This is a genomic window from Streptomyces sp. NPDC001770, from assembly GCF_053596135.1.
The window spans coordinates 1-24,737 of the sequence record NZ_JBSFFN010000009.1; the positions used below are offsets into that span (position 1 = coordinate 1).

Here is a 24,737-nt window from a genome sequence, read left to right on the forward strand (position 1 = left end):
GACCCGAGGGGGGTCCGGCCGCCGCGCGTCCCGGGGGCTGTCGGACACGAGAGGTCGTGTCCGACAGCCCCGCTCAGGCGTCGGCGAGGACCCGCGACTCGGGGGCGAACGCGACGCCGAGCAACGACTCCACCGGTGCGTACACGTCGGGCATGTACATCGTCGTGGACAGGAGCAGGTTCGCGGCCGGGGCCACCAGGACGCTGACCTGCTCGCCGACCGCGACGTCGGCGGAGGCGAGCGGCTGCCCCGCCTCGTCGAACGTCGTGATCAGGTCGGGGAAGGAGGCCCGGCGGCCGCCGGCCAGGTCGAGCGCCATGTACTCGTTGACGAAGTGCAGCGTGGTGCCGTCGGCGTCGTCGAGGACGGCGACCCCCACGTCCAGGCCCTCGCGCTGCTCGCAGCGGTACTCGCGCACACGCCCCTTCGCGACGATCTCGCCGCCGAGGTGCTGCGCGGCGCCGACCGGGCCGTCCGCCAGGAATCGGTGGCCGAGCTCGATGGCGAAGCCGATGGCGCCGGGGGCGCCGTTCTTCACCGCGTAGCCGATGCCGACCGGGTTGCGGGCGACGCCCACCCAGCCGCCGGCCTCGACGGAGGCCCGCCGGACCACGTTCGAGGTGGCCTCCAGATGTCCGGAGACCGCGCCCTCGACATAGGCGTACGGCTTGCCGCCCGCGTAACCCTGGCTGGAGCGGTAGTCGTCCACCAGGTGCAGGCCCATCGCGCCCATCACGCTCGACGGGTGGGCACGGCCGTTGCAGGCCAGGTCGATGACGGGCAGACCGGTCATCGCCGCGTGGAACCAGCCGTTGATCGTGGTCTCGGCGCCGTTCTCGTTCGTGTGGATCGCGACGAGCTCGCCCGGCAGGTCGCGGCGGAGCAGCTCCAGCGCGCGCAGCAGGTGGGTCGGCAGCACCTGCGGGTCGGGCGCGGCGGGAGCGCCGACGAGGGCGACGGTCGCGGTCAGGTCCTCGGCCCGGAACTCGTCGGCGGTCCACAGCTCGGGCGCGCCCACCTGGAGGGCCAGCTCGGCGGTGCGCAGGCCCCGCTCTACGAACCCGCCGCCGCCTCCGCCCAGTACGGCACCGCCGTACACGGCCGCGCGGATGTCGTCGTGGGTCAGCTGTCGCTTCACGGGGTCTCCCAGGGTGGTTCTGTGCGGTACGTACGAAAGGACGAGCGGGCGTCCGGCTACTTGGCCGCCTTGAACAGGCCGTTGCCGAACGAGTAGAGGGCGTCACCGGCGATGGCTCCGCCGGCGAAGACGTCGAGGTCTTCCTTGGCCTTCGGTCCGAGCACGCGCGGAGCGAGGATCCGGACCGCGATGCCGGCGGCGACCATCCAGCCGGCCATCGGTGTGGTGATCAGCAGGCCCGTTGCGAGCAGGATGCCGAGCTGGCGCCTGGAGCCGCCGACGAGCTGCACGAGCGCGCCGGGGATCGCCCACAGGGCGAGGTGCTGGGCGGTCTCCACGGACGGGCCCGCCTTGATAGCCGCGACGTACGCGGCGTCGATCGGGGCGGTCTGCCCGTTGTCGAAGAACATCCGGTAGGAGACGACGACGACCACGATGGCGACGCCGAAGCCGATCATCGCGGCGATCAGCTGCTGGCGGCGGCCCTCCAGCTCGAAGGCCGGGTCGGCGTTCTCCCCGCGCAGCAGGTGGCCCGCCTTGAGGTCGTACCCCATGTCGGCGAAGGCCGGACCGGTCGCGGCGGTGAAGCCGGACAGAACGACGAGAGCCTCGGGCGGGAAGCCGATGAGGATGCCCAGGAGCAGCGTGATCAGGGCGATCGCGAAGGCGGGGAACCAGCCGGAGTGCATGGAGGCGATTCCGACGAGCAGTTCGTGCAGGAACGCGGCGACCGTGGCGTAGAAGAGGAAGCCGATCAGCATGCCCGGACTCATGTGCGTGGCGGCACCCGTGCCGAACGCCAGCAGGACGGAGATCACCAGGTAGGCGCCGAAGCCCAGGCGCATCGAGCGGCCCAGGCGCTTCGCGCCGTCCGGGGTGTCCTCCGGAGCGTCGGCCGTCATGGCCGCGCGGGCGGTCCGGGACTCGTCCGCCGTGCTCCGCCGGGTCTTGACGATGGTGCGGCCGACCTGGACCAGGGCGACCAGACCGGCGCCGATCATCATCCCGTGCGGCAGATACATCGCGTTGAGGTCGAGGCCGAACAGCGGGTCGGCGTACTGGGTGAACAGCAGGCCCACACCGAAGGCGGCCATGGCGCCGAACCCGCCGATGAGCGCCACGCCGAAGGCCGACATGGGCAGCGCGAACGCGGCTCCGGCCATCCCGGTGAGCAGCCCGAGGCCGAGCACCTTGGCGCGACGGCCGCCCTCGTCGCCCGCCTTGATGGCCTCGGCGGCTGCGATCCCGGGCGGCCAGGGATTCTTCGCGGGGAAGGCGGGGGTGTCGTACATGCGGTAGAGCAGCCAGGCGTCGACCAGCATCGCGGCGGAGACCCCGATCAGCATCGGGACGATCATGTTGTCCATCCCGAAGAGGAACGGGATCCCGATCGGCAGGAAAAGGCTGTTCGCGGCTCCGAACGTGGCCGAGGAGATGCTGGTCTGCGCCAGGTTCTGGGCGTGCACCGAGCGGAAACCCCGGAACCAGACGAGCGGCACCCGGGCGAGCGTCATCGCGGCCAGTGCCCCGATCAGCGAGGTGCTGGGGGTGACGCCGAGGGTGGCGAGCAGCTGCACGCCCACCACGGCGCCGAACACGCTGAGCACGACGGTGAGGATCAGATTGCCGGGCGCGAGGGCGCGGGGATGGCGTCGTGCCTCGCCGGCGCTGTGCGCATCACCCGAGGTGTGCGAAGTGTCCGTGACGGCCTGGGGAGCGGCGTCGGTACTCATGGTTCTCCCGTGCTCCTGATCGGGCGGCGGACTGTTGCGGCCACCGAAAGGTTCCATAATCCGGAACCAGGTCTTAATATGTAGATCTCTGGATCATCCATACGGCGCACTCGGCCGTCAAGGGAGAAGCCGGATTTCTCGACATGCGGGCAGTCCGCGACAGTGGACGAGGGGCGGTCACGCAGGAGGTCCGGCGCCCCTTACGATCGGACGACACGACTCGGGGGAGCTCGGGGGAGGCGGAAACCGGTGAGCACACTCGCCAACGCGCGCGACGTCCTGCGCCTGATGGCGCGCCTGCAGCGCGACCTGACCGTGACGGACGTCGCAGGGGCGCTGGACCTGCCCAAGAGCTCGGTGTCGCGGACGCTGAGCATGATGGCCGAGTACGGCTTCCTCGACCGCGATCCGATGAGCCGCGCCTACCGCCCGGGTGAGCTCGTCATGGAGGCCTCGTACCACTTCCGGGTCTCGCGCAGCACCGCCTCCCTCCTGGAGGAGGAGCTGGCCAGGCTGGTCGCCGACATCGGATACACCGGGTACGTCGACGTGCTCGACGGCGCCGAGTCGCTCGTACTCCACATGCGGATCGGCACGGTCGGCGCACTCCAGGCATACACGCCGGCGGGCACCAGGGCGCCCGCCTACGCCAGCTCCATGGGCCGCGCGCTGCTCTCCCGCCTCGACGACCCGCGGGTGCTGCGGCTCCTGGACCCCCGCCTCGAACAGAGCACGGGCACGGCTCCCCGCACCCCCGGTGAGCTGGTCTCCTGCCTGGCCCGCGTGCGCGCCGACGGCTGGGAGTCCTCGCGCGGCGAGTACGTGCCCAACGTCGCCGGGATCTCCGCCGCCGTCCTCGACGGGGACACGGGCCAGGTCTTCGGCATAGGGATCGCGCTGCCCGCCCCCGAACTGCGCGACGAGAACGAGGCGCGCTTCGGCCGGGCCGTACGGGACGCCGCCCTGCGCGTCGGCAAGCGCATCGGCGACCCGTACTGGCTGCGCTACGCGGAGAGCGACGTCACCCGCTGAACGGCGGGAGTGCCGTTCAGCTCAGCAGCGGTCCGAGAGCCGCACCCACCACCGCACCCGGTGTGAGGACCGGCACGGTGACACCGGCCGCCCGGAGCGCCCGGTGGTGCCGGTCCCCGTAGCCCATGCAGTCGAGCATCAGCGCGCCCGCGCCCGCTTCCAGGTGGGCGAGAGCCGTGTCGCACAGGGCCGAGACGTCGTCGGCGTACGGCGAGGCCGTGGCGAACAGGGGCGCCGGGGTGACGGCCCGCCACTTCTCGCGGGCCTCGGGCACCTGCTCGGGCAGCGGTACGACCATCCCGACCCGACTGCCCCGCAGTACGGTGGTCACATACCCCGTCACCAGCACGTCCGGCTCGACGAGCCGCGCACGGCGGGTCCGGAGCCCGGGGAACACGCCGGTGCACAGCAGCACCACGACATCGGCGCCCTCTTCCTCCACCTGGTCCACGCGGGTCTGCAGACCCGTCCCGACGGCCGCGGCGTCCAGAGTCACCGGGCCGCCGTCGGCCAGCCTGCTCAGCAGCGTCGCCCCGCCGTCCACCGGCCCGAAGCGGGCTTCGGCCTCCGCCCGGGTCAGGCCGTCGAGCACGCCGGCGTGCCGCACGCGCGTCGCGGGCGGCAGGTGCGCCTCGATGGCGCCGGACAGGTCCGGGCGTGGTGCCTGACCGATGGTGAGAAACGTCAAGGTGCGCACGGTGCCTCGTTCTTCCGGCAGTTCCGGATAATGGACATGGGTTCCGGAAAACGTTAGCCGCATGCGTCGGTGAGCGGTAGACCTGATCGGAAGAGGCCCGTCCCCGCGCGGCCGTCGCGAGGAGATCGTCCGCGCGCCGGGCTCCAGGTCCGGCCGGCGCGGGGCGCGTCCGGTTCGCCCGGCGTCGGGCGTCCGTGCCCCTCGGGGCACTGCGAGAATTCACGACGACTCCGTCCGCGCTCCGCTGGACGGGCCGACCGGAAGGCGCACCGAACATGACTGGGCAACAAGACCGCTGGGCGGAACTGACCGGCGGTCAGGCCGGAGAGGAGTACGCCCGCCGTTTCGCGCGGCTCGCCGAATCAGGCCACGACATCCACGGCGAGGCCGCCTTCTGCGACGCACTGCTGAAGCCCGCAGCCCGCGTGCTCGACGCGGGCTGCGGCACCGGCCGGATCGCGATCCGGCTCGCCGAACTGGGCCATCACTGCACCGGTGTGGACGTCGATCCCTCGATGCTCGCCGTCGCCCGCCGCGAGGCCCCTGCGCAGGAGTGGCTCCTCGGCGACCTGGCCCAACTGGGCACCCTCGGACTGGATCCCCGCTTCGACCTGGCGCTCGCCGCCGGAAACGTCATCCCCCTGCTGGCTTCCGGCACCGAACAGGCAGTCGTCCGGCAGCTGGCCGCCGTGCTGCGCCCCGGCGGCCTGCTGGTGACGGGAATGGGGCTGGACGCGGCACACCTGCCGCTGCCGGAACCGCCGGTGACCATCGAGGAATTCGACCACTGGTGCGCCGAGGCCGGCCTGACCCTGCGGCAGCGCTACGCCACGTGGAGCGGCGACGCCTACGTCCCGGGCTGCGGATATGCCGTCAGCGTGCACTCCCGTCCCGCCATGTGAGTCCGCGCCGTTCCGGCGTCGGCGGAGAAGTCGCGCCCGCGGCGCGTAGCGGGGTCTTTACGCTCCCACCGGGTCCGGGGTCTCCCGCTCCCACCTGGTCCGGAAGACGAGGGAACCGGCGAACCGGCAACCAGGTCACGGGGCCGCGTCCGAAGGTTCCCTTCGGCGCGTCCTCGGCGGGATGCGAACGCCGTTCACCGCGAGGCGCGAGCGTACGCGGGCGAGCAGGGCGGCCGGGTCGGGCCGGGCCTGCAACGCGCCCAGGACCAGCAGCCACCACTGGTTCAGCCGGGCCCCCAGCTCACGCTCGCCCGCCACCTCGTCCGTCAGGGTGTAGAGCCCGAAGAAGGAGCACACGAGGGTGGTGGCCGTGCTTGACGGGTCGATTCCGCCGGCGAGTTCGCCTCGCGCCCGTGCCTCGGCGAGCAGCCGCGTCACCGCGGCGGTCCAGCCGGCGAACGGTGCGGGTACGGCCGCGTCGATGCTGCGGCGTTCGTTCCACAGGCGGGCGCCGGCGCGGGCTATGACGTCCTCGCGCAGGGTGTGGGCGACATCGAAGCTGAGCGCGACCAGCTTCTCCAGCGGAGGGATGCCGGGGGCGGTGTACCGGGCGTTCAGCTGCGGCCAGCTGGCGAACTGCGCGCGGACGACCGCGAGCGCCAGCTTCTCCTTGCTGGAGTAGTGGAAGTAGATCGCTCCACTGGTCCGGCCCGAACGGTCACCGACCTCATTGATGCTGGTGCCCGCGTATCCCTGTTCGACAAAGAGGTGTGCCGCGGATTCCAGGAGAACTTTCCTGGTTGCTTGCGCTCGGTCCTGCACGGGTGTTCTGCCTTCGCTCGCATGTCTGACCGCGTAGGACGCAGAGTTGCGCCCTGGGGTCCGGTGCCGGAGATTCGACACGCGGAGATTTTATTATTCTTCGACTGTGCCCGTGCGTGGGCGGCATTGATTAATTCGTAAACCGGTTCGCAGTCGGGCCGACGGCCGCGTCCGTGCGCACCACCCGCCCGTATGGTTCCCGATTGCTCAACTTGCCTTGCATTGAGTGCGGTTGAGGGGTGAGATGCCGCTCTTTCGATGGCTCGGCGCGGTGTTCTTCCGGGGGGTCGCTCCGGCCGTGATCGGCAGTCAAACACTCGAAGTAGTGATTGCGGGGCGCGAGATCCCGAAATTAACGTAGTCCCTACGATGTTTCGGGCTCACCTCGTACAAGGCGGAAATCCGTCCGTCGCGGCGTGCCCGGGAGGCGACACCGTTCGCCTTCGCGTGTGTTCACCGAGATCGTTTCGCCATCGCGATCTCAGCAGTCGAGTGCGCCTTTCCCGCGGCTTTATGTCACTGCACCCGCCGACCGGGCGGGGTCGGCGCGCTCTCCGAGAACGGCAGAGAAATGACAGCTCATCGCATTTTCTCCTGGTCCCCGTCGGCGATCGTCTTCGATTGCGACGGAACCCTCATGGACACCGAGAGTCACTGGCAGGACGCCCGTCAGCGGGTCTTCAGCGAGTTCGGCCTCCGGCCCCCGGCCGGTTTCGCCGAACGGGCCAAGGGCGTCCACTACACCGAGTGCGGCGCCCTCATGGCCGAGGAGTGCGGAAAACCCGACTTCGTCGACGACATGACGGACAGCCTGCTCAGACACTTCACGGCACTGGTCGCCGACGACCCGGTCACCATGCCGGGCGCGACAGCGCTCGTACGGCTGGCCGCCCGGCACCTTCCGCTGGCGGTGGCGAGCAACTGCCCCCTCGACATGGTGGAGTCGAGCCTCGAACGGGCCGGCCTGCTCGGCCACTTCGACCATGTGGTCGTCGCGGGCGACGGCGTACGGCCCAAACCTCATCCGGACGTGTACACGGTCGCCGCCGGACTCTGCGGGGTCCCCCCGCAGGAGGCGCTCGCCGTGGAGGACTCCGTCACCGGCATCGTCTCCGCGCGGAAGGCCGGCCTCCGCGTGCTCGGCACCGGGCCGTTCCCCGACGGGCCGGGTGCGGAGCACGCCGACTCCTGGGTCGCGAACCTCGCCGATCCGGACCTCGTGGCCTGGGCGCAGACGCGCATCGCAGGGGAGGACTGACAACCCGCGGACGACGGCCCGCCACCGGGTCCACCGTGCGGGTGCCGCCCCGGCAGAACGGGGCGGCACCCGTGCCGTCGCACCCGTCCCGCGGCGGCGGGCGGAGCCGTGCCCCGGGTGCTTCTCCCGGGGCACGGCCCATGGATACCGCCCCCGGGTCGTCTGCGAACGGTGGTCGGAGGTTCCGCCCTGCGGGGGCCGGTTTGCCGAGGTCGTTCCGCACCTGACGGTTGCCCATGGACAGGAGCGGGGTGTACTCGACGAGATCGAGGCCGACCTCGCCGGACGTCTGCCGGTCACCGCGCACGTCGCGTCGGTTCAGCTCCTGGTCTGTGACGGCGAGAACTGGCATGAGCAGGCGGCGTTCCCCTTGCGGTGATGTGGGAGCGGGGGCGCTCGAAGGCCGCCTGTCATGCGGATTCGAGCGGGGTGTCCTCCAAGGGCTTGCAGGGAAGCAACACCTCGATTCCCTGCAAGCCCTCAAGGGTACGGGCAGGTGAGCGGCAGAATGCGCTCCGCCACCCGTCCGGTGATACCGGTGTCGGTGAGGGAGACCTCGGCCAGCCAGTTCGTCGCTGACAACTTCTCCACCAGCGCGGGAAGTTCATCCCGGTCCACCGGGCACCAGGCGGTGACGTCCTCCAGATCGACGCCTTCGCCGTCGGCGCCGAGCCGCCCGTCGAAGCTGGTCCGGGCGGCCAGCGTCAGGGCCAGCATCCGGGTGGCGGGCGAGGACTTCGACTTGCGGAGCTTCTTGTCCGAGACGACGCGTTGCGCCCACCCACTCAGCTTGGGGCGCATCTTCCTGCCGAACGTGAGCGGGCCCGTACCGTCGGCACTGGGCACCAGGGACGGGACGGTGACGGGAACGGGGTTCTCCGGCCGGGCGGCGAGAATGTCACCCGCGGCGCCGGGAAGGGACAGCCAGCCGCACTCGGCCAACTCCGCCAGCAGGCAATCCGGATCGGTCAGGTTCAACGCGTTGAGATCCTGCCCGACGACATTGCCGCTGCCGGTGTGCGCGGTGCGCAGGGTCAGCATCACCGTCAGGAGGCGTGCTTCCGCGCCGGGCAGCGGGGCGTGGTCGGCCAGGTGCGCGAGGACCGAGCGCGCGTTGGTCCACTGCGCCGGGCCGACCAGGAACCGCTCCACCGTCGGACCTTCACCGTCCGCGCTGGCGCCGGTGCGCTGCTGGTGCTGGAGACGGGCGGCGGTGGCGGCGTGCGCGGCGCGCTGGGCCTCCAGCCGCAGGGTGACGTCCCCGGTGACGTCGGACCAGGTCATGAAGGCCTGCGCCTTCCGCATGTGGAGGTCCGCGAGCAGTGCCAGATCGGGTTCGGTTCGCTTCTGGTAGGCGCGGAACATGTGCCCGAGTTCGACGAGTTCGTCACGCAGGACGACCGGGCGCAGGTCATGGGGGATGACCCGTTGCGCGATCTTCTCGTACCCCTGGGGGCGACGGGGCGTGGGACGGGGCTTCGGCACCTTCCGGGGGCCGGGCCGGGGCGCGGGCGTGGATACGGACTCCGGCACGGGAGAGGACCCGGACGCGGGACTGTGGGAGAACTGCGCGGCCATCGAAGGGCGTTCATGCGCGGCGGCCTGCGGGGCGGCCGTCGTCGAGACGGTCGCGCCCGAAGCGCTCGCCGTCGGGAGGTGGACGGCTGCAGCGGTGGCGACGATCTTCGTGCCCGGTGTGGCCGCGGCGCAGCGGGAGCAGCACTCCAACGCACGCCACCAGCGGCCTTCCCGGTCGGTGACCACGGCCAGGACGACCGCGCCGCCGCAACGCCAGGATTGCGCGTGCTCGTACCGGCCGACGGCGGGACGGATGTGCGCGCCGCAGTCCTCGGACTTGCAGGCGCAGTACGCGTGGGCCCGGGGTCCGACGGCTGCCTTGAGGTGGGCCCTCAGATGCGCGACCGCCGCCGCACGTCCCTCGGGCGTCGTCGGCAGGCGCTGCTCGGCGCAGGACGGCCGGCTGCAGGTGACCCGTACCGTCGTACCGCTGCAGCCGGTCGCGTCCACGCGCACCGTCCACTTGCGTCCCACCACGCGCTCGTCCAGTCCGCTGGCCGCCTTCGTCATCCCGCTCTTTCCTTCCCCGCCGTTCCAACTGCCTGTCGCCGTACCTGTCACGGAGGACGGGCACGGCAACGGACCCACCGTACGTGGCAGTACGGCCCCAGGACCCCGGAACTCCACCAGGTGCACGCGATCTTGGGCGCGCGCGGCCGGATCGTCCGTGCCAGGTACCGCCGGGTGCCAGTACACGCGCGAGGTTCGTCCGTTCTTTCGAATGCGTGCTTCGCTCCGGCCGCCTTGACGAACGACCACCAACGACGACGAAAGACCGTGAACGGCCACCAACGACGACGAAAGACCGTGAACGGCCACCACCGGGCAGGGCAGGCGCCGGCGGGGCCCGCCGAAACGGTGCCGCATATTCCGGCCAAGGAGATCGCTTTACTGCCATTCGCCGTCAACGCGTCCCCGCCGACTCCGGGCTCCGGCTACACAGGACGCGGGGGCGGGCCCGCCGTCCCCCGGGCGGCGTTCGTGTTCTGTGGGAGGTTCGGCGGTTGCTGACGATCAATGTGGCTGTGCTGCTCGCGGTCACCGTCCTGTTCGGGCTGCGGCGGCGTACGGAGGCCCGGAGCCGGCTCGACGAGAGGTTCACCGTGGTCATCGTCCTGGCGCTCGGGGTGCTGATCGCTCCGACCCCGGTGGGCAGGGGAATCCTGGACTTCCCGGGCGAACTCGTCGGCGGCTTCGGGCAGGCCGGCCGATGAGCCCCCGCGCGCGGAAGAGCCGGACGGTGACCGGACGTCCGCCGACGCGGCGAACCCCCCGCGGGCCCGGTCCGGCTCGGTCGGGTTCTCAGCGGTCGGGCGCTCGGCGGTCGACTGCCCGGAGGCCGGGCCGGGGGCGCCGGCGTACCGGGGACCGGCTGACCGGATCCCCCGGGAGCGCGGTCCTCTGCGTCGCGCTGCTGGTGGCCGTGGTGAACCGGCTGTCGGCGCACGGGTGGGTGCTGGTCGTCCTCGGCGCGCTCGCGGGGTCGGCCGCCGGTGGGCTGCTCCACCGCAGGCGGCGGCGCTCGCGAGGGGAGGCGGTCCGCCGGCAGGGGCCGCGGTACGGGCTTCCCCACCTGGACGCCCTGCACCACTGCCAGTTCGAGGACGCGGTACGGGACCTGATGCGGCGTGACGGCTGCCGGGAAGCGGTCCGGGTGGGAGGCGGCGGTGACCTGGGCGCCGACGTGAAGGCCACCGACCCCTACGGGCGGCGCTGGGTGATCCAGTGCAAGCACCGGCGCAGTGGTCTCTCCGGCTCCGCGGTGGGCACGCCCGACCTGCAGGTACTCAACGGCACCGCCCGGCAGGTGCACGGAGCCGATGTCGCCGTGATCGTGACCAACGGCCGGGTGACCGCACCCGCCGTGGCCTTCGCCGAACAACAGCGCCTGCACGTGGTCGACCGCCACACCCTCGCCGTGTGGGCGTCCGGCTCACGCCCCCTGTGGGAGCTGCTGAGGGCCGTCCCGCCGCCCCGCAGGCCGACCTCGCTCTCCTGAAGGCCGTCCGGTCCGCTCAACCGGTGATCCGCAGATGGGGTCCCAGCGAGCGTATGGTGTCGGCCGCCGAGGCGAAGAGCAGGGCGACGCCCACGGCTCCCGGATCGGGTATGCCGGACGCGCGCTCGCCGACATAACTGGCGCGGCCCATCCGCGCCCGCAGCGCGGCCGTCTCCCGCACGCCCTGCCAGGCGGCATCGGCGGCGAGAGCGAGCGCGCGGTCCGGCGGGGTGCCGTCCGGGGCGTCCCGCAGTGCTTCGGCGGCCGGCGTCAGCGCGTCCACCAGGGTCTTGTCGCCGGGCTTCGCGTCACCCACCCGGCGTATCGCGGCGAGGCCGTTCTCGGTACCCGCGGCGAGACCCGCCGTGGTGAGGGCCGGACCCTCCGCCGCGACGGCCGCGCTGAGCGCCTGGAACAGCAGCCCGAACAGCGGACCGCTGGTGCCTCCGATCTCGTCCAGGAAGGCGCTGGCCGTGCTCCCCAGGGGAGCCGAGGGATCGCCCTCACCGGGGATGCCGCCCTCGCTCCGCAGCCGCTGCGCGGCCCGTACTCCGGCGCTGAGGTTCACACCGAAGTCGCCGTCGCCCACCTGCTGGTCGAGCGTGGTCAGCTCGGTCTCGGTGGCATGGGCCGAAGCCGCGAACCGGTCCATCCAGCCGCTCGTGAACGTGCTGTCGAAAGCTGTCGCCATGGCGTTCTCCTTCAGTTCCACGCGTCCCGGTCACCGATGTCCCCGTCACCGCTCACCAGCGCAGTGCCGCGGTCCTCACCGGTGCGTCGTAGTAGCCCAGCGTCCGGGAATCGGCCACCAGCAGAGTGAGGGAGAACCCCCGCATGTCCAGGGCCGTGACGTAGTCGCCGACGAGATGGCGGGCGAGACGGACACCCCGGTCGTCCAGTACCCGGCCGAGCTCGCCGAAGATGCCGTACAGCTCCAGCGGAGTGACCGCGCCCAGGCCGTTGACCAGCGCCACGACCGGTTCCTCCGGGCCCGGACGGATCGCGGCCAGCAGGGAGTCCGTCATCTCCTCCACCAGGGCGGAGACGGGTCCCTCCTTGCGCGTGCGGTCGGCGCGCTCGCCGTGGATGCCGACGCCGTACTCCAGCTCCCCGGCCGCGAGTTCGAACGCCGGTCGGCCGGTGGTGGGTGCGGTGTGCGCGGTGGACGCGACGGACAGCGTCCGGCAGCGGCCGGCCAGCGCCGCCCCGAGCGTGGCCAGTTCGTCCAGGCCGAGACCCGTGTCGGCGGCGCCGCCGAGGATCTTCTCCAGCAGCACCGTGCCGCCCGTGCCCCGCCGCCCGGCGGCGATGTCCTCGGAGTCGGACGCGAGGTCGTCGTCGACGAGAACACGGGCGCAGGGGACGTCCCGGTGCGCGAGGCGTTCGGCGGCGATACCGAAGTTGATCCGGTCGCCGGTGTAGTTCTTCACGATGTGCAGGACGCCCTCCGCGCGGGCCACCGCCAGCGAGGCCTGGTACACCTGCCGGTTGTGGGGCGACGCGAACACCCGGCCCGGGCAGGCGGCGTCCAGCATGCCCGCGCCGACGAACCCGGCGTGCATCGGCTCGTGCCCCGACCCACCGCCGGAGAGCAGTCCCACACGGCGGGACGGTGCGGTGTGGCGAGCGGCGAGGTAGCCGTTCTCCACGTCGTGGACGACGAGATCCGCATGGGCCCGGGCGAAGCCGGCCAGCGCGTTCGGAACCAGGTCGTCAGTGCTGTTCTCGAAGTACGCGGCCATACGTGGCGCCCTTTCGTCCCGGGGCCTTGTGCGGCCGGGTGAGACGACCCTCCAGACAGGTCACTTCATGCTGAAGGGAGGTGCCCGATGTGGCAACTCGCAGAGACAAACTCAGCCCATTACGTGACGGCGCACAGCAGCACGATCGATCACTCCTGTGCGCCGTACGCCGGATCACGCCCCGGCGGACAGCCCTATCGACCCGGCGGCGTGCCTGTCCAGCGCCGCGCGCACCAGTGCCGCGGCGAGTACCGCCGGTTCGGTGCCGCGGGGGGCGAGGCGCAGCAGGGCGTCGGCGGAGGTGGGCAGGCCCAGGCGTTCCGCGCCCTGCAACGCCTTGGCATCGACGTACGGACGGGTCTCCGGCCAGACGGCCTGCACCTCGCGTACGAAGATGTCAGCCCCGGCCGGCCCCAGCCCGGGCAGGCGCCGCACTCCGGCGCGCAGCGCCTCCGCGTCGCCGTCCGCCTCCCGGCGCAGCCGCCGCAGGTCACCGGCCCAGTCGTCGAGGACCAGCCGCGCTCCGTCGCCGAGCTGCGTGGCGGTCCGCTCGTCGTACCGCCGGTAGCCGCCCTCGCCCAGCGCGTCGACACGCTGCTGCCAGGTGGCGTCGGCCATCCGCCGGGGGGTGCGCATGCCGTCCGCGAACAGCGCCTTCGCCGCGGCCACCGCGACGGAGGCACGGATGCGCGCGCTGAGCAGCAGGCTGAGGACCAGGAGCTGGTACAGGGGCTGAGGCGTGTCCCGCAAGCGGATGCCGGTTTCGTCGGCGTACGTCCGTCCGTACGTGTCGAGGAGGAGGCGTAGGGTCTTCCGGTCGCCCATGCCTCCACCGTCCACCTCTCCGCACGGGCACGCACGCGCGGAGAGGAGGACGGTGGCTCGGGCGGCCGGGCACGGAGCTCCGGCGGCAGTGGGGGCAGGCCCGCGCGCGGTGCGCCGGTCCGGCCCCCACTGCCGTGCTCAGCCCTGCCGCTGCTTCAGGTACTCGGCGCGCAGGGCGTCGAGTATCCGCGCGGCTTCGGCCAGCCCCGCCTTGCGGCAGCGTGCCGCCGCCGCGGTCAGCCGGGTGATCGCCTCCTCGTGCCGGTCGAGCCCCTTCCCCTCGATGAGCGCCGCGATGCGGACCGCCTCGGCGCGCGGCACCTCGCCGTCCTCCCCGCCCAGGTCGTAGGCGGAGATGGCGGCCTCGACGGCGGCGAGCGCCTCGGGGAAGCGTTCGGCGTCCGCGAGGACCCGGCCGCGGCGGTAGTGCACCGCGCCGTCCTCGTACCAGAGGGCGAAGGAGCCGACGGCCTCCGGGCCGGCGGGCAGTACCGTCTCTGCCCGGGTCAGGTGCCCCAGCGCCGTGTCCAGTCCCTCGGGGCCCCGGAAGAGCATGACGAGCCGTGCGAACTCGCACATCATGTGCCGGACGAGGGACGGGTTGGGGGCCTCGGCGTGTGCGGCGAGGGCGCGCTCGTACGCCGTGTCCGCCGGCCCCCAGCGGTCGGCCATGGCCAGCGTGATCGCGGTCTCGGCGGCCACCAGGGTGTGGGTCTCCCGGTCGTCCTCCCAGGCCGCCACGGTGTCCGCGAGACGCAGGAACTCCTCCGCCGCGGGCAGGAACTCCTCCAGCTCCCGCATACCGCGGGCCAGCAGCAACCGGGCCTGGGCCACCATGCGTTCGTCGAGCGAGGGCAGCGCTTCCTGCGAGAGCACCGATTCCAGCACGGCGACCGCGTCGGCCTGCTGCCCGGAACGCGCCAGCACGTCGGCGAGCTGGAGACGCACCCCGGTGGCCTGCTCGTACTCCTCCTCCTGGTCGTACCGGGCTGCGGCCTCCGAGAGGTGGCGCACCGCGTCGGCGGTGTTCCCGAGATGCGTGGCGGCGTGACCGTGCAGCGCGTACGCGCCGGCCAGCTGGAAGTCCGTGTCGTCGTAACGGGCCACGTCGGAGATCACCCGGTGCAGAAGCTCCGAGGCCTCGGACGGCTGCTCCTGTGCGAGGAGGAGCTGGGCGAGCAGGGCACGGGGACGGGAACCGCGCCACGGCCGCCCGGACGCCTCCACGTCCCGGAGCGCCTCGCGCAACTCCGCCTCGGCGAGGACGGTGTCGCCCCGGCGGCCGGCCAGGTCGGCGGTGAACTGCCTTACGTTGGCCACCTGGTGGGGAACGTAGAGGCGCTCCGCCTCGGACCGCAGCCGGTGCGCCGCCTCCTCGAACCGCTTCAGGGCTTCGTGCGACTCGTCGGGCCCCAGCCGCGCCTCCTGATAGGCGGCGAAGGCGACGGAGAACAGGACGGAGAGGTACGAGAGCACACGCTCCGACTCCAGGCCCTCACCCGACGCGGCTTCCGCCGCACCGCGAGCCTCCGACGCGAACGGGACCTCGGCCAGGAGGCGTTCCGCTTCGCGCAGGGCCTCGTCGAGCCCGGCCCGGACGGCGTCGGCGTCCGGCCGGCCGGTGGCGGCCCCGGAGCCGCCCGGCGCCGCTGGGCCCAGGTCCTCCTCGGCGGCGGTCGCCCACGCGAACACCCGGCAGCGGGCGGAGAGCGCGTGCCAGGGCATGTCCAGCTCCGCGAAGAGTTCCGCGGCTTCCCGCAGTCCGGCGTAGCTCTCCGGGTCGTGCGTCCTGTACGAGAACCGGTGGACGGCGAGGTGCTCGCTGACCTCCGCTCTCAGCAGCGCCTCGGGCCCGAGGGCATCGTCGTGGGCGGCGCCGTCCGCCAGACGCTCCGCCACCCGGGCCCAGAGCCGACCGGCCCCGGGATGCCCCAGGGACTCCAGACGCCGGGCCTCCAGCACCAGGGCGACGAAGTCGTCGGGAACCTCCGGTACCGGCGCGGGCTCGGCGACCGCGGGCGTGGCGGACCGGGCGGGGGACGTCCGCAGACCCAGGGGGAGCGGCGCGTCGAGGAGCGCGCGCCGGGCGAGGCGCCCGCGGCGGCGGTCACCCACCGCCGCGGTGCCGTTGCGTGCGTCGAAGGCCGCGGCGAGCAGGTCCGCGTCCGAGCGGACGCGGGCGAGGAGCTCGCCCGCCGTCCAGTTCCGTCCGGGCGGCCCGGCGACGGCCGTGCCGGCGTGGCCGTCCTCGGCCAGGGCGGCGAGCAGCACTTCCACACCGGTGAGGAAGTCCAGACGGGCCGCCGGGGCGCCGGTGGCCTCGAAGAGCGGACGGTTCTCGGCGAGGATCTCCAGCCCGCGGCCCTCATTGCGCGAGAGGGCGCAGAACTCCAGGTTCAGACCGACCTCCGTCAGCATGCCGGTGTTGCCGCGGACCTTTCGGTACCCCGTCAGGTGATGGGACCGGGCCTCGTCGGTCCGGCCGAGACGCAGCAACGGCAGCAGCGCCTGGGCCTGGCTCATCTGTGGCTCGTCCGTGCAGCTGGTGCTTCCCCCGAGAACCGGGCTCCAGGTCTCCAGCGCCGCGTCGTCGTCGCCCGCCGCCACGTGGTGGAGGGCGAGGTACCGGACCTCGCAGGCCTCGCAGTCGCTCAGCTCGCTGCGGGGCCGGGTGACCCACAGGTCGAACGCATCGGCGACGCCCACGCCGGTGTGGGAGGCGATGTGGTGGCGCATCGCCGCCACCGGCTGGAGGGAGTGACCGGCCGCCTCGTACCGGCGGCGCATCTCGTCGGTCCAGCGGTGGACGGAGGCCAGGGGCACCTCGGGCACCTGCAGCAGGGAGGTCGTCACCCACTTGAACCGCCAGAAGACCTGGTGGGCCTCCCACTCGCTGAAGGACTCGGGGGCCGTGTCCCAGAGCTTGAGCAGCCGCGCGAACGCGACCGGCGACTTGGCGTGCTCGCCGATGTGCTCGTACGCCGACATCAGTTCCAGCAGCGCCGTCACCAGGACATCGGGCTTCTCGAATACCTCCGCCGCCTCGACGAGTTCCTCGGCGACCACCGTGCGTGCCAGTCCGTGGGGGCGGTCGAAATTCTCGCGGAGCGCCTCGACCACGGCTTCGGGAGTGTCCAGCATCTACAGTTCCTTCCCTTGGCCGGAGCCGGGTTCCGCCGTGCCGGGCTGGTGCATGGCGTGGGTGAGCAGGCCGATGAAGGCCCGGTTGAGCAGGGCGCTCTCGCTCGCCCGCAGGGGGCGGCGGCTGAGCAGGAGGGCCTGACCGTAGAGCGCCTCGGCCGCCGTGACCGAGAGGCCCCGTTCGGTGATCGTGATGGCCTGGCGGACCAGCGGGTTGAGGTGGTTCAGGACGAGCTGGGCGCGCGGGGCCTCCTGGCGCAGCGAGCCGAGGATGTCCGCCCAGAGGCCGTCGCTGTCGGCGGCCAGGCTCGACCTGGTCCGCTCGTGCCGCGCCTCCCGGTTGTCGAGGAGCAGCGCCGGGGCGGTGACGGGCTGGAAGTCGCGCAGGACGACGTCGCAGTCGTGGACACCGATCGTCTCCCGCGCGACGGCGAGGAAGGCCGCCGCGCGCAGTTCGGCGGAGGTGTCCACGGCGTCGAGGTGGGCGGTGACGGTGGCCGGGTCCAGGTCCGCGACGGCCGTGCCGGGCCGGATCTCCGGCAGCCGGTGCACGAGGTCGCGGTCGTAGGTGTAGCCGCCGTTGACGACGCCGAGTCCGGCGGCCGAGGCGATCGGGGCGACCTGGCGGAACTCCTCGACGCTGCGGGTGACCAGCAGCGTCGGGTGGGTACGCGCGAACTCCTCCAGCGTCACGTTGCCGTCGGAGGTCTCGAACGGCAGCCACGGCAGCACGATGCGCAGCAGCTCGTCGTCGTACCGGGCGAGCGCCTTGACCGCGAGGTGGTGGGTGTCGATGAAGCGGTGCAGCAGGGAGGGATCGCTCGCGGCGAGGCCGGTGAGCCAGTCACGGATCCGCTCGCCGAGTGCGTCCCGTACGGCGGAGAGCGTGCCGTCCTCGTACAGCGACTCCCGGGACGCGGTCGGCCGCAGGCTGGTGGTGTCGACGACACAGCGCACGAAGAAGGCCCACTCGGGGAGCAGCTCCGGTGCCTGATCGGTGAGGAGCATTCCCTTGAGATGGACGCGGTGGCCCGCCTTCTGGGCCGGGCTGAGTGCGGTGGGAAGGACGTAGGCGACACCGCGCAGCCCGGCGGCCGGCAGGTCGAGCTCGATGGTGTCGAGCGGGGTGAAGTCGAAGAGGGTGCGGCAGTACGCCGTGAACGCCTCGCGCCTGGCGAGCGGCGAGCGGTGCGTCCGCTCCCACGGGGGTGTCTCGTTGATGCGGTGGCTCTCGCCCCTGGGGCCGGCCACGACGACCTCGTGGCGCAGCAGGCCACCGTAGTGCCGGGCCAGGGCGACGACCTGTTCCGGCTCGGTCCACTCGGCGTTGTCGGCGCGCGGGGTGAGGCGCACAATGGTGCCCGGCTCGGGAACGGCCGAGGCGGGCAGCGTACGGATGGTGTACCGGCCGTCGGAGTGGCCGCGCCATTCGACGGCCGGCGCCGCCGGGTCGGCCGCGGTGCGGCTGGTCACGACGATCTCGTCGGCCACGACGAAGCAGGCGAGCAGCCCGATGCCGAACTGGCCGATGAACTCGCCGCGGGCCGCGTCGAGGCCGGCCCCGTCCAGGGCGCCGTCCAGGGTCCGCTTGGAGCTGCGGCCGATGGTGGCGAGGAACTGGTGTACGTCGGCCTCGGTCAGACCGACACCGGTGTCGGTGACGGTGAGGGTGTCGCCGGTACGCACCGTGATACGGCCGGGCGCCCCGGGATCGAGGGCCTGACGGGCCGTGATGGCGTCCACCGCGTTCTGCAGCAGCTCACGCAGGTAGACGCGGGGGGACGAGTAGAGGTGGTGGGAGAGCAGGTCGACCAGGCCGCGCAGGTCGACCTGGAAGGTGTGGGCGGTCTCGGAAGGAGGCACCTTGTGCTGACTTTCGTGGTGGGCGCGTGCTCGGAGCGCGGAGCGCTGGACGAGGACGCGGACGGGTGAGGTCGGTGGAGGGGCGCGGGAGGAAGTGTCGGCGGATCAGCGTCCGGCTGCCGCGCGGTGCTTCCGGTAGGCGGCGGCGGGGTCGCGGTGGTTCAGGTAGTACCAGGGGGACTCGGTGACGCGGCCCTCCGTGGCCCGGAAGCACTCCCGTGCCGCGTCGCGGTCGCCCACCAGCGAGAAGGCCAGGGCGAAGGAGTTGAGGAGCTGGACCCAGGAGCCCCGGCGGACGAAGTCCGGGTGCCGGTAGGAGTGCCCGGCGGCCTTCCGCAGGGACCGGGCCACCTCCGGCAGGTGCATGTACGCGGCGTCGTCACCCTGGTCGAGGGCGAGCCACTGCTCGATGTGCGCGTCCGCGACGAGCCGGCCCAGCAGGGTGCCGCCGGGAGCGCCGAACGCGGACGACTGCGCGAAGGCGTGCATCTCCTCGTGCGAGCCGCCCCACTTGTCGCAGAGCTGCTGCAACTGCTGCGCGTGGGCGCCGACATGGTACGGATCGCGCCGCACCGTGGCCTCGAACCGGCGCCGGGCGACGGCCGGGCCGACCTGGAGGCCGCGGCCGGTGGTCTGCAGGCCGTACCAGGGGGAAGTCCACCCCGGCTCGCGCTCCGCGGCTTCGTACAACCACCGCTCGGCCGTGCGCAGCCGGTCGTGGAACACCTCGAACTGCTCGCGCGAGACGTGGGTCGCCCGCGCCGCCGTACGGGCCTCCCAGCCCCAGCTGAGGTAGCGCATCCCGGCGACGACCCGGGGCAGGGCCGCTTCCGGCTCGGCCTCGGCCACCTCGGTGATCCATCGCTCCACCCGTGCGGTGTCGCCGACGGTCCTGAGCAGCTCCGTGCGGTCCTCGCTCTCGGGGCGCGCCATGAGTATCGCGCGCACGGTGTCCCAGTCCGCCGCGGCCGCGGCCGCCGAGATGCGCGCGACATCCGGGTCTCCGGAGTCCTTCTGCAGCTGCGCGCCGGGCCTGCCCACCTGTTTCCCCAGCGCGTGCGTCCAATCGCGGAGCAACGCCATGTTCCCACCCCCTGGCCTGTGTCGAACGGGGAGGTCCATGATCCTTCCTCCCCGTGGCCTAGTGAGTATCACGCCCGACCGACAATCGCACACGGTTTCGGGCCGGCCTGCGGGGGCGTACGCGAGTGCCCGGTGCAGAAGGCATGAATCCTCCGCACCGGGCAACAGGTGTCCCCCGGGGGACGGCTTTCAGGAAGCGGCCGTCGCCGTTCCCGCGGCGGCCGGCGCGGCAAGGGACTGCTCGCTCCGCCGGGCACGGTGCGACATCCAGGCCGCGACCAGCGCGCCCGAGATGTTGTGCCACACGGAGAAGACGGCTGCCGGGAGCGCGGCCAGCGGGCTGAAGTGGGCCGTCGCCAGCGATGCCGCGAGACCGGAGTTCTGCATGCCGACCTCGAAGGCCATGGCACGGCTGGCGGGCGGGCCGAGTCGGGTGAGCTTGCCCGCGCCGTAACCCAGGGCCAGGCCGAGGCCGTTGTGCAGGACGACGGCGATCAGCACGGTGGCGGCCGCCGACTTGATCGCGCCCGCGCTTCCCGAGACCACCGCGCAGACGATCGCGGCGACGGCCAGCGAGGACAGCCAGGGCATGGCGCCCAGCACCCGGTCGACGAGCCTGCCCGCGACGAGTCTTACCACCAGCCCGCCGATCACCGGGAGCAGCACGGTCTTGAGGATGTCGGTCACCATGGAGCCGGCGTCCACGGGCAGGTACGCCCCGGCCAGCAGCAGGGTCAGCGGGGGCGTCACCAGCGGAGCGAGCACGGTGGAGACGGTGGCCACGGAGACCGAGAGCGCCACGTCGCCGCGGGCCAGGAAGGTCACCACGTTAGACGCGGTGCCGCTGGGCGCGCAGCCCACCAGGATGACGCCCGCCGCCAGTTGCGGCGGGAGCCCCAGCAGGTGGGCGATGATCCAGCCGAGGCCCGGCATGATCACATAGTGCGCGACCAGCCCGATGGCGACCGCCCAGGGGCGCCTGGCCACGCCCTTGAAGTCGTGGGGCGTCATCGTCAGGCCCATGCAGAACATGACGACGCCGAGCAGGTACGGCACCGCCTTCGTCCAGCCCTCGAAGGTCCCGGGCGTGAGGAGGCCGGCCGCTCCCGCCACGAGGACGAGTACGGGGAAGACCGTGACGGCGCGCCTCGCCGCCTTGCTGTCGGAGCCCGTGCCGTCGGTGCTCGTGTGATCCGGTGTCGTCTGTTCGTTTCGCACAGCCGCGATGAGACTCTTCTTCCGTGTGCGCCCGCAAACCCGTCTCGATATGTGGTCACTGCATCCATCATGTGTCGCGCCGGGGGCCGGTTGCGGGCCGGGGACGTCGGCCGGCACGCCCGCAGGGCGTACCGGCCGACGGTGCCGGCCGGGCCGCTACCGGCCGGACGCCGCGGCGGTGTTGGCGGCGCCGTTGATGACGAACTGGGATCCGGGTTCGATCAGCACGTCGCCCTGGGCCGAGCCGGTGATCGACACGTTGGTCAGGGTGGCACTGCCCCTGGCCCCTCCGTGCGCGAGGATGCCCGAGCCGTTGGGCGAGTTGGTGATCCGGACGTTCGAGATCTGTGCTCCGGGGACGGAGCCCCCGCCCGTCTTGAACTGGATGCCGTCGTAGGTCGAGTCCTGGATGTCGGTGTCCCTGATGGTGACGCCGGGAATGTCGGGACCGGCCGCGAACAGGGTGATGGCACCGAACTCCTGCGCCTCGCCCCAGAAGGCTCCGCCCGTGCGGTTCAGGGCGTTGTTGGCGATCAGGGTCTGCCCGGAGAAGGGCAGCGGGTCGTGGTCGGTCGCCAGCATGATGCCGGGGTAGTTCATCGTGTCGGAGACGATGTTGTTCTCGATGGTGTTGCCGTAACCGCCGTAGACCGCGATGCCGTTGGCCCGCCACGGCAGGGCGATCGTGTTGTTGCGGAAATGGTTGTCGTGGCCGATGTCCACCGACTGGTTCTTCACGTACTTGTTCGACCAGACGGCGAGCGAGTCGTCCCCGGTGTTCCGGAAGGAGGAGTTGAAGACCGTCGAATTGCGCGTGCCGTTGGAGAGATTGATGCCGTCCGCATATGTGTTGCGAATGCGCATTCCGGTGAATTCGACACCATCTCCGGGGCCCCAGAGCTCGGGAATGTTGTCGTAGTCTCGGCCCACCCACACCCCGACGTTGGAGTGCTCAAGCCAGACATTGGTGATCTTGGTGTTGGTGCCGAAGCGACCGTTGAGTCCGACTCCGCCCTCGGCGTTGCCGTCACCGCCCCGGATCGTGCCGGAACCGAAGATCGCGATGTCGGAGATGGTGGTGTTGTCGTCGATGTCGAAGCCGAAGTTCCCCTCGTGCGGGTGGTTGATGCCGCCCGCGTTCTGCGGCTGGATGAGGGAGTACAGCTGGGAGTGCCACATGCCCGCGCCGCGGATCGTGACGTTCCTGATGCCCACCTGGTTGTACTGCCCCCGGTTGAGCGGGTCGTCGGTCAGGATCTTCTGCTCCTGCCGCCACTGCCCGGCCGGAATCCACACACAGCCGATCTCACCGTTCTGGTCGGCCGTCACCGCCCGCTGGATGGCGTCGGTGTCGTCGATGCCGTCGTTGGGCACGGCCCCGTAGGTGGTGATCGAGACGCAGCCGGCGGGCTGCGCGGCCGGGGCCGCCACCTGCTCCAGGTCGACGAGGTCGATGATGTAGAAGGACGCGGTGTCGCCCGCGTCGCGCTGGAGGCGGAACTTCGTGCCGACCGGGTAGGTCTGGCCGAGCAGCGCGTTCGACTCGTCGAAGAGCCTGCGTGCGTCGGCCTGCGGCTGGTTGGTCAGGCCCTCCGGGCTGTCCGTGTCGCCGTACAGCCAGCTGTGCTTGGAGGAGAGCGTCAGCTTCCGGGCGAAGGTGTTGTTGACGTAGAGGCTGATCGTGGCCTCCGTACCGCCGCCGCCGGGCGCGTCGGGGATGGAGTTGCGGACCACGAGGGAGTTGGTGGGCACGGTCGAGGTGATCTCGACGTACTGGCCGGTGGAGTTGAGCCGCACCGACTGCCGGCCCGAGGACTCGGTCGCGAAGTTGGTGTGCCCGAAGGTGCGCTTCTGGTCGGCGGTGAGCAAGGTGCCCTGGAAGGAGCCCTGTTCCGCTTCGTACTCGGTGTACGGCACTGCGGCGCCGCGTCCCACCACGATGGCGCGGGAGAAGACGTTGTTGTTCTCGTTGGTCTCGGTGAGGACACCGGTCGCGTCCGCGGTGGCGGTCAGATTGGCCCCGCCGCTCTTCGCTGTCCAGGTGCCGCTGATCGGCACGGTGACCGTGCCTCCGGCGGGAATGGCCCCGGTGGTTCCGTTCAGCGTGGTGCTCTCCACCTGGAGGCGGGTCACCGTCGAGGAACTCACCGCCGTGGTACCCCGGTTGTTCACGGACACGGTGAAGGTGACGGCGGCACCGACCGCCGGGCTGGACGGGCTGGAGGAGATGCCCGTCACCTGGAGGTCAGGGCCGGGGCTCTGGGCGACCACCAGCTTGGAGGCGGCGGTGCGGCTGTTGTTGCTGTTGTCCAGCTCGACGACGGTGTCGGTCGGGTCGACCACCGCCGAGACGGAGTAGGCACCCATCGGGCGCTTGCCGGCGCTCACCGGGACGGTGGCGGAGGCGCCGGCCGCGAGCGCGTTCACCGAGGCGCTGCCGACGACCTGGCCTTCCAGGCTGACGTTGACCGTCGTCGCGGGCGAGGCGGCCGAACCCGTGTTGCGCACCGTGGCGTTCACGGTCACCGCGTCGCTCTCGGAGGGGGAGGAGGGAGACCAGGTCAGGTCCGAGAGGGTCAGGTCCGGGTTGGGTGCGGCCGTGCCGACCACCTGGACCTCGGCGACCTGGGCGCCGGGAGCACCGGTGTTGGAGAAGAACTTCAGCTGCACGTCGGCGTACCGGCCGCTGACCGGGACCGTCACCGTGTTTCCGTTGGCCGACGGCGAGAACGCGTAGTCGGCCTGGCTCTTCAGCGAGGTGAACCCGGTGGCGGACTGCGCCCGGCCCAGCACCTGGATGCTCTGGGTGCGGGCCCCCCACGCCGCGTCCGGCGAGAGCTTGACCACGACGGCCGAGAGGTCGGCGTCGGAGCCGAGCTTCACGGTCAGCGTGGCGGGATAGCCGTTCGACTCCCAGTAGGTGTCACGCCGGTCGTCGTTGGCGTTGGTGCCCACGTAGGTCTGCGCGTACGAGGAGGCCTCGATCGGCTTGTTCAGCGCGAGGTTGGTGCCGGTGGGCGCGGGTGTGCCGGGGTCCGTGCCGCCCGATGCCTCCCCGTAGACCTCGAGCTGGGAGAGCTGTGCGGCGTTCCAGCCGGTGTTGGCGGTCACCAGCACCCGTACGTACCGCACCTGGGCCGCTGCGAAGCCGATGGTGACCGTGTTGCTCGTGGCCGGGGTGAACGACCGGCCCGCCGAGGCGGACAACGTGCTGAAACCGGAGCCGTCCGTGCTGCCCTGGACGGCGAGCGTCTGGGTGCGCGCCTCCCACGTGTTCGGCAGCTTCAGTACCACCTGGTCGACGCCGGACGTGGCGCCCAGATCGACCTGGACCCACTGCGGGAACGTTCCGGGGCTCTCCCAGTACGTCTGCTGGCTGCCGTCGGTGACGTTCGACGCCGGGTAGGCGCCGAGCGAACCGCCGGCCGACGCCGGCCTTCCGAGCGCCAGGTCGGTGGTCCGGCCGGCCGCCGAGGCGGCGACCGGCAGCAGTCCGACGGTCATCAGCGCGGCTGTCACCGCACCGATGACGAACCGCCGCCATCCGCGTTGCTTCCCTCTCATGCTGTCCTCAGTTCCGTGGGCCTGCGGCGCCGGCCGGACACGGGGAGCGCATGCGCCGGGCGTCCGACGCGCGGCGTCGGACGCCCGGCGACGGCCGCGTGCGGGCTGCCGGTACGCCGGTGGGGGTCGATCGGGACATCGG

Annotated in this window: 18 protein-coding genes; 5 read left to right on the plus strand and 13 right to left on the minus strand. The window is 71.9% G+C overall.

The annotated features are described in order from the left end of the window. Window positions 1-73 precede the first annotated feature (73 nt). Both ACWCSV_RS10465 and ACWCSV_RS10470 read right to left on the minus strand, forming a co-directional pair. The gene (locus ACWCSV_RS10465; RefSeq protein ID WP_451140528.1) at window positions 74-1,138 is read right to left on the minus strand and encodes an S-methyl thiohydantoin desulfurase domain-containing protein; all 1,065 of its coding nucleotides are present in this window, start codon (window positions 1,136-1,138) and stop codon (window positions 74-76) included. 56 nt (window positions 1,139-1,194) lie between these two features. After that, a complete protein-coding gene (locus ACWCSV_RS10470) occupies window positions 1,195-2,871 on the minus strand; it encodes an OPT/YSL family transporter (protein WP_451140530.1) in 1,677 nt (558 codons plus the stop codon). A gap of 249 nt (window positions 2,872-3,120) precedes the next feature. On the opposite strand from ACWCSV_RS10470, the gene ACWCSV_RS10475 reads away from it, so the two are divergent. Beyond that, the gene (locus ACWCSV_RS10475; RefSeq protein ID WP_451140532.1) at window positions 3,121-3,903 is read left to right on the plus strand and encodes an IclR family transcriptional regulator; all 783 of its coding nucleotides are present in this window, start codon (window positions 3,121-3,123) and stop codon (window positions 3,901-3,903) included. A gap of 16 nt (window positions 3,904-3,919) precedes the next feature. On the opposite strand, the gene ACWCSV_RS10480 is transcribed toward ACWCSV_RS10475, so the two are convergent. Next, window positions 3,920-4,600, minus strand: coding sequence for an AroM family protein (locus ACWCSV_RS10480; protein ID WP_451140534.1), 681 nt, complete (start codon window positions 4,598-4,600; stop codon window positions 3,920-3,922). A gap of 275 nt (window positions 4,601-4,875) precedes the next feature. Between ACWCSV_RS10480 and ACWCSV_RS10485 the strand changes: the two genes are divergently transcribed. Beyond that, window positions 4,876-5,502 (plus strand): class I SAM-dependent methyltransferase, encoded by a 627-nt coding sequence (locus tag ACWCSV_RS10485; protein WP_451140536.1) that lies wholly within the window; start codon window positions 4,876-4,878, stop codon window positions 5,500-5,502. A gap of 135 nt (window positions 5,503-5,637) precedes the next feature. On the opposite strand, the gene ACWCSV_RS10490 is transcribed toward ACWCSV_RS10485, so the two are convergent. Next, complete coding sequence (locus ACWCSV_RS10490) at window positions 5,638-6,324, minus strand: ScbR family autoregulator-binding transcription factor (RefSeq protein WP_451140538.1); 687 nt, start codon at window positions 6,322-6,324, stop codon at window positions 5,638-5,640. A gap of 571 nt (window positions 6,325-6,895) precedes the next feature. Here ACWCSV_RS10490 and ACWCSV_RS10495 point away from each other — a divergent pair. Then, window positions 6,896-7,582, plus strand: coding sequence for an HAD family hydrolase (locus ACWCSV_RS10495; RefSeq protein ID WP_451140540.1), 687 nt, complete (start codon window positions 6,896-6,898; stop codon window positions 7,580-7,582). 480 nt (window positions 7,583-8,062) lie between these two features. Here ACWCSV_RS10495 and ACWCSV_RS10500 read toward each other — a convergent pair whose 3' ends face one another. Further along, window positions 8,063-9,670 carry a hypothetical protein gene (locus tag ACWCSV_RS10500; protein ID WP_451140542.1) on the minus strand — a complete coding sequence of 536 codons (1,608 nt, stop codon included), beginning with the start codon at window positions 9,668-9,670 and terminating at the stop codon, window positions 8,063-8,065. A gap of 494 nt (window positions 9,671-10,164) precedes the next feature. On the opposite strand from ACWCSV_RS10500, the gene ACWCSV_RS10505 reads away from it, so the two are divergent. Continuing rightward, window positions 10,165-10,374: a hypothetical protein gene (locus tag ACWCSV_RS10505; protein ID WP_451140544.1), complete on the plus strand. Its 210-nt coding sequence runs from the start codon at window positions 10,165-10,167 to the stop codon at window positions 10,372-10,374. Next, entirely contained in the window at window positions 10,371-11,159 is a 789-nt protein-coding gene (locus tag ACWCSV_RS10510) for a restriction endonuclease (protein ID WP_451140546.1), read from the plus strand. The genes ACWCSV_RS10505 and ACWCSV_RS10510 overlap by 4 nt, the downstream gene beginning before the upstream one ends. A gap of 16 nt (window positions 11,160-11,175) precedes the next feature. Here ACWCSV_RS10510 and dhaL read toward each other — a convergent pair whose 3' ends face one another. The 8 genes from dhaL to ACWCSV_RS10550 all read right to left on the minus strand — a co-directional run bounded on the left by dhaL (window position 11,176) and on the right by ACWCSV_RS10550 (window position 24,595). Beyond that, window positions 11,176-11,850 carry a dihydroxyacetone kinase subunit DhaL gene (gene dhaL, locus ACWCSV_RS10515; RefSeq protein WP_451140548.1) on the minus strand — a complete coding sequence of 225 codons (675 nt, stop codon included), beginning with the start codon at window positions 11,848-11,850 and terminating at the stop codon, window positions 11,176-11,178. A gap of 52 nt (window positions 11,851-11,902) precedes the next feature. Then, a complete protein-coding gene (locus ACWCSV_RS10520) occupies window positions 11,903-12,901 on the minus strand; it encodes a dihydroxyacetone kinase subunit DhaK (RefSeq protein ID WP_451140550.1) in 999 nt (332 codons plus the stop codon). A 174-nt stretch (window positions 12,902-13,075) separates the two neighbouring features. Beyond that, window positions 13,076-13,726 (minus strand): endonuclease, encoded by a 651-nt coding sequence (locus ACWCSV_RS10525; protein WP_451140552.1) that lies wholly within the window; start codon window positions 13,724-13,726, stop codon window positions 13,076-13,078. Window positions 13,727-13,864: 138 nt separating this feature from the next. Further along, a complete protein-coding gene (locus ACWCSV_RS10530; RefSeq protein ID WP_451140554.1) occupies window positions 13,865-16,867 on the minus strand; it encodes a hypothetical protein in 3,003 nt (1,000 codons plus the stop codon). Further along, entirely contained in the window at window positions 16,868-18,730 is a 1,863-nt protein-coding gene (locus ACWCSV_RS10535) for an HSP90 family protein (protein WP_451140556.1), read from the minus strand. Window positions 18,731-18,835: 105 nt separating this feature from the next. Further along, window positions 18,836-19,813: a hypothetical protein gene (locus ACWCSV_RS10540; protein WP_451140558.1), complete on the minus strand. Its 978-nt coding sequence runs from the start codon at window positions 19,811-19,813 to the stop codon at window positions 18,836-18,838. A 189-nt stretch (window positions 19,814-20,002) separates the two neighbouring features. Next, entirely contained in the window at window positions 20,003-21,031 is a 1,029-nt protein-coding gene (locus ACWCSV_RS10545; protein ID WP_451140560.1) for a bile acid:sodium symporter family protein, read from the minus strand. 156 nt (window positions 21,032-21,187) lie between these two features. Continuing rightward, a complete protein-coding gene (locus tag ACWCSV_RS10550) occupies window positions 21,188-24,595 on the minus strand; it encodes a CARDB domain-containing protein (RefSeq protein ID WP_451140562.1) in 3,408 nt (1,135 codons plus the stop codon). Between the last annotated feature and the right edge of the window lie 142 nt (window positions 24,596-24,737).

What these genes read in the sequence shown, in the direction of transcription:
- dhaL (WP_451140548.1), bottom strand. Translation starts at nt 11,850, where the DNA reads ATGGCGACAGCTTTCGACAGCACGTTCACGAGCGGCTGGATGGACCGG.
- ACWCSV_RS10540 (WP_451140558.1), bottom strand. Translation starts at nt 19,813, where the DNA reads ATGGCGTTGCTCCGCGATTGGACGCACGCGCTGGGGAAACAGGTGGGC.
- ACWCSV_RS10495 (WP_451140540.1), top strand. Translation starts at nt 6,896, where the DNA reads ATGACAGCTCATCGCATTTTCTCCTGGTCCCCGTCGGCGATCGTCTTC.
- ACWCSV_RS10470 (WP_451140530.1), bottom strand. Translation starts at nt 2,871, where the DNA reads ATGAGTACCGACGCCGCTCCCCAGGCCGTCACGGACACTTCGCACACC.
- ACWCSV_RS10500 (WP_451140542.1), bottom strand. Translation starts at nt 9,670, where the DNA reads ATGACGAAGGCGGCCAGCGGACTGGACGAGCGCGTGGTGGGACGCAAG.
- ACWCSV_RS10550 (WP_451140562.1), bottom strand. Translation starts at nt 24,595, where the DNA reads ATGAGAGGGAAGCAACGCGGATGGCGGCGGTTCGTCATCGGTGCGGTG.
- ACWCSV_RS10510 (WP_451140546.1), top strand. Translation starts at nt 10,371, where the DNA reads ATGAGCCCCCGCGCGCGGAAGAGCCGGACGGTGACCGGACGTCCGCCG.
- ACWCSV_RS10485 (WP_451140536.1), top strand. Translation starts at nt 4,876, where the DNA reads ATGACTGGGCAACAAGACCGCTGGGCGGAACTGACCGGCGGTCAGGCC.
- ACWCSV_RS10525 (WP_451140552.1), bottom strand. Translation starts at nt 13,726, where the DNA reads ATGGGCGACCGGAAGACCCTACGCCTCCTCCTCGACACGTACGGACGG.
- ACWCSV_RS10520 (WP_451140550.1), bottom strand. Translation starts at nt 12,901, where the DNA reads ATGGCCGCGTACTTCGAGAACAGCACTGACGACCTGGTTCCGAACGCG.
- ACWCSV_RS10530 (WP_451140554.1), bottom strand. Translation starts at nt 16,867, where the DNA reads ATGCTGGACACTCCCGAAGCCGTGGTCGAGGCGCTCCGCGAGAATTTC.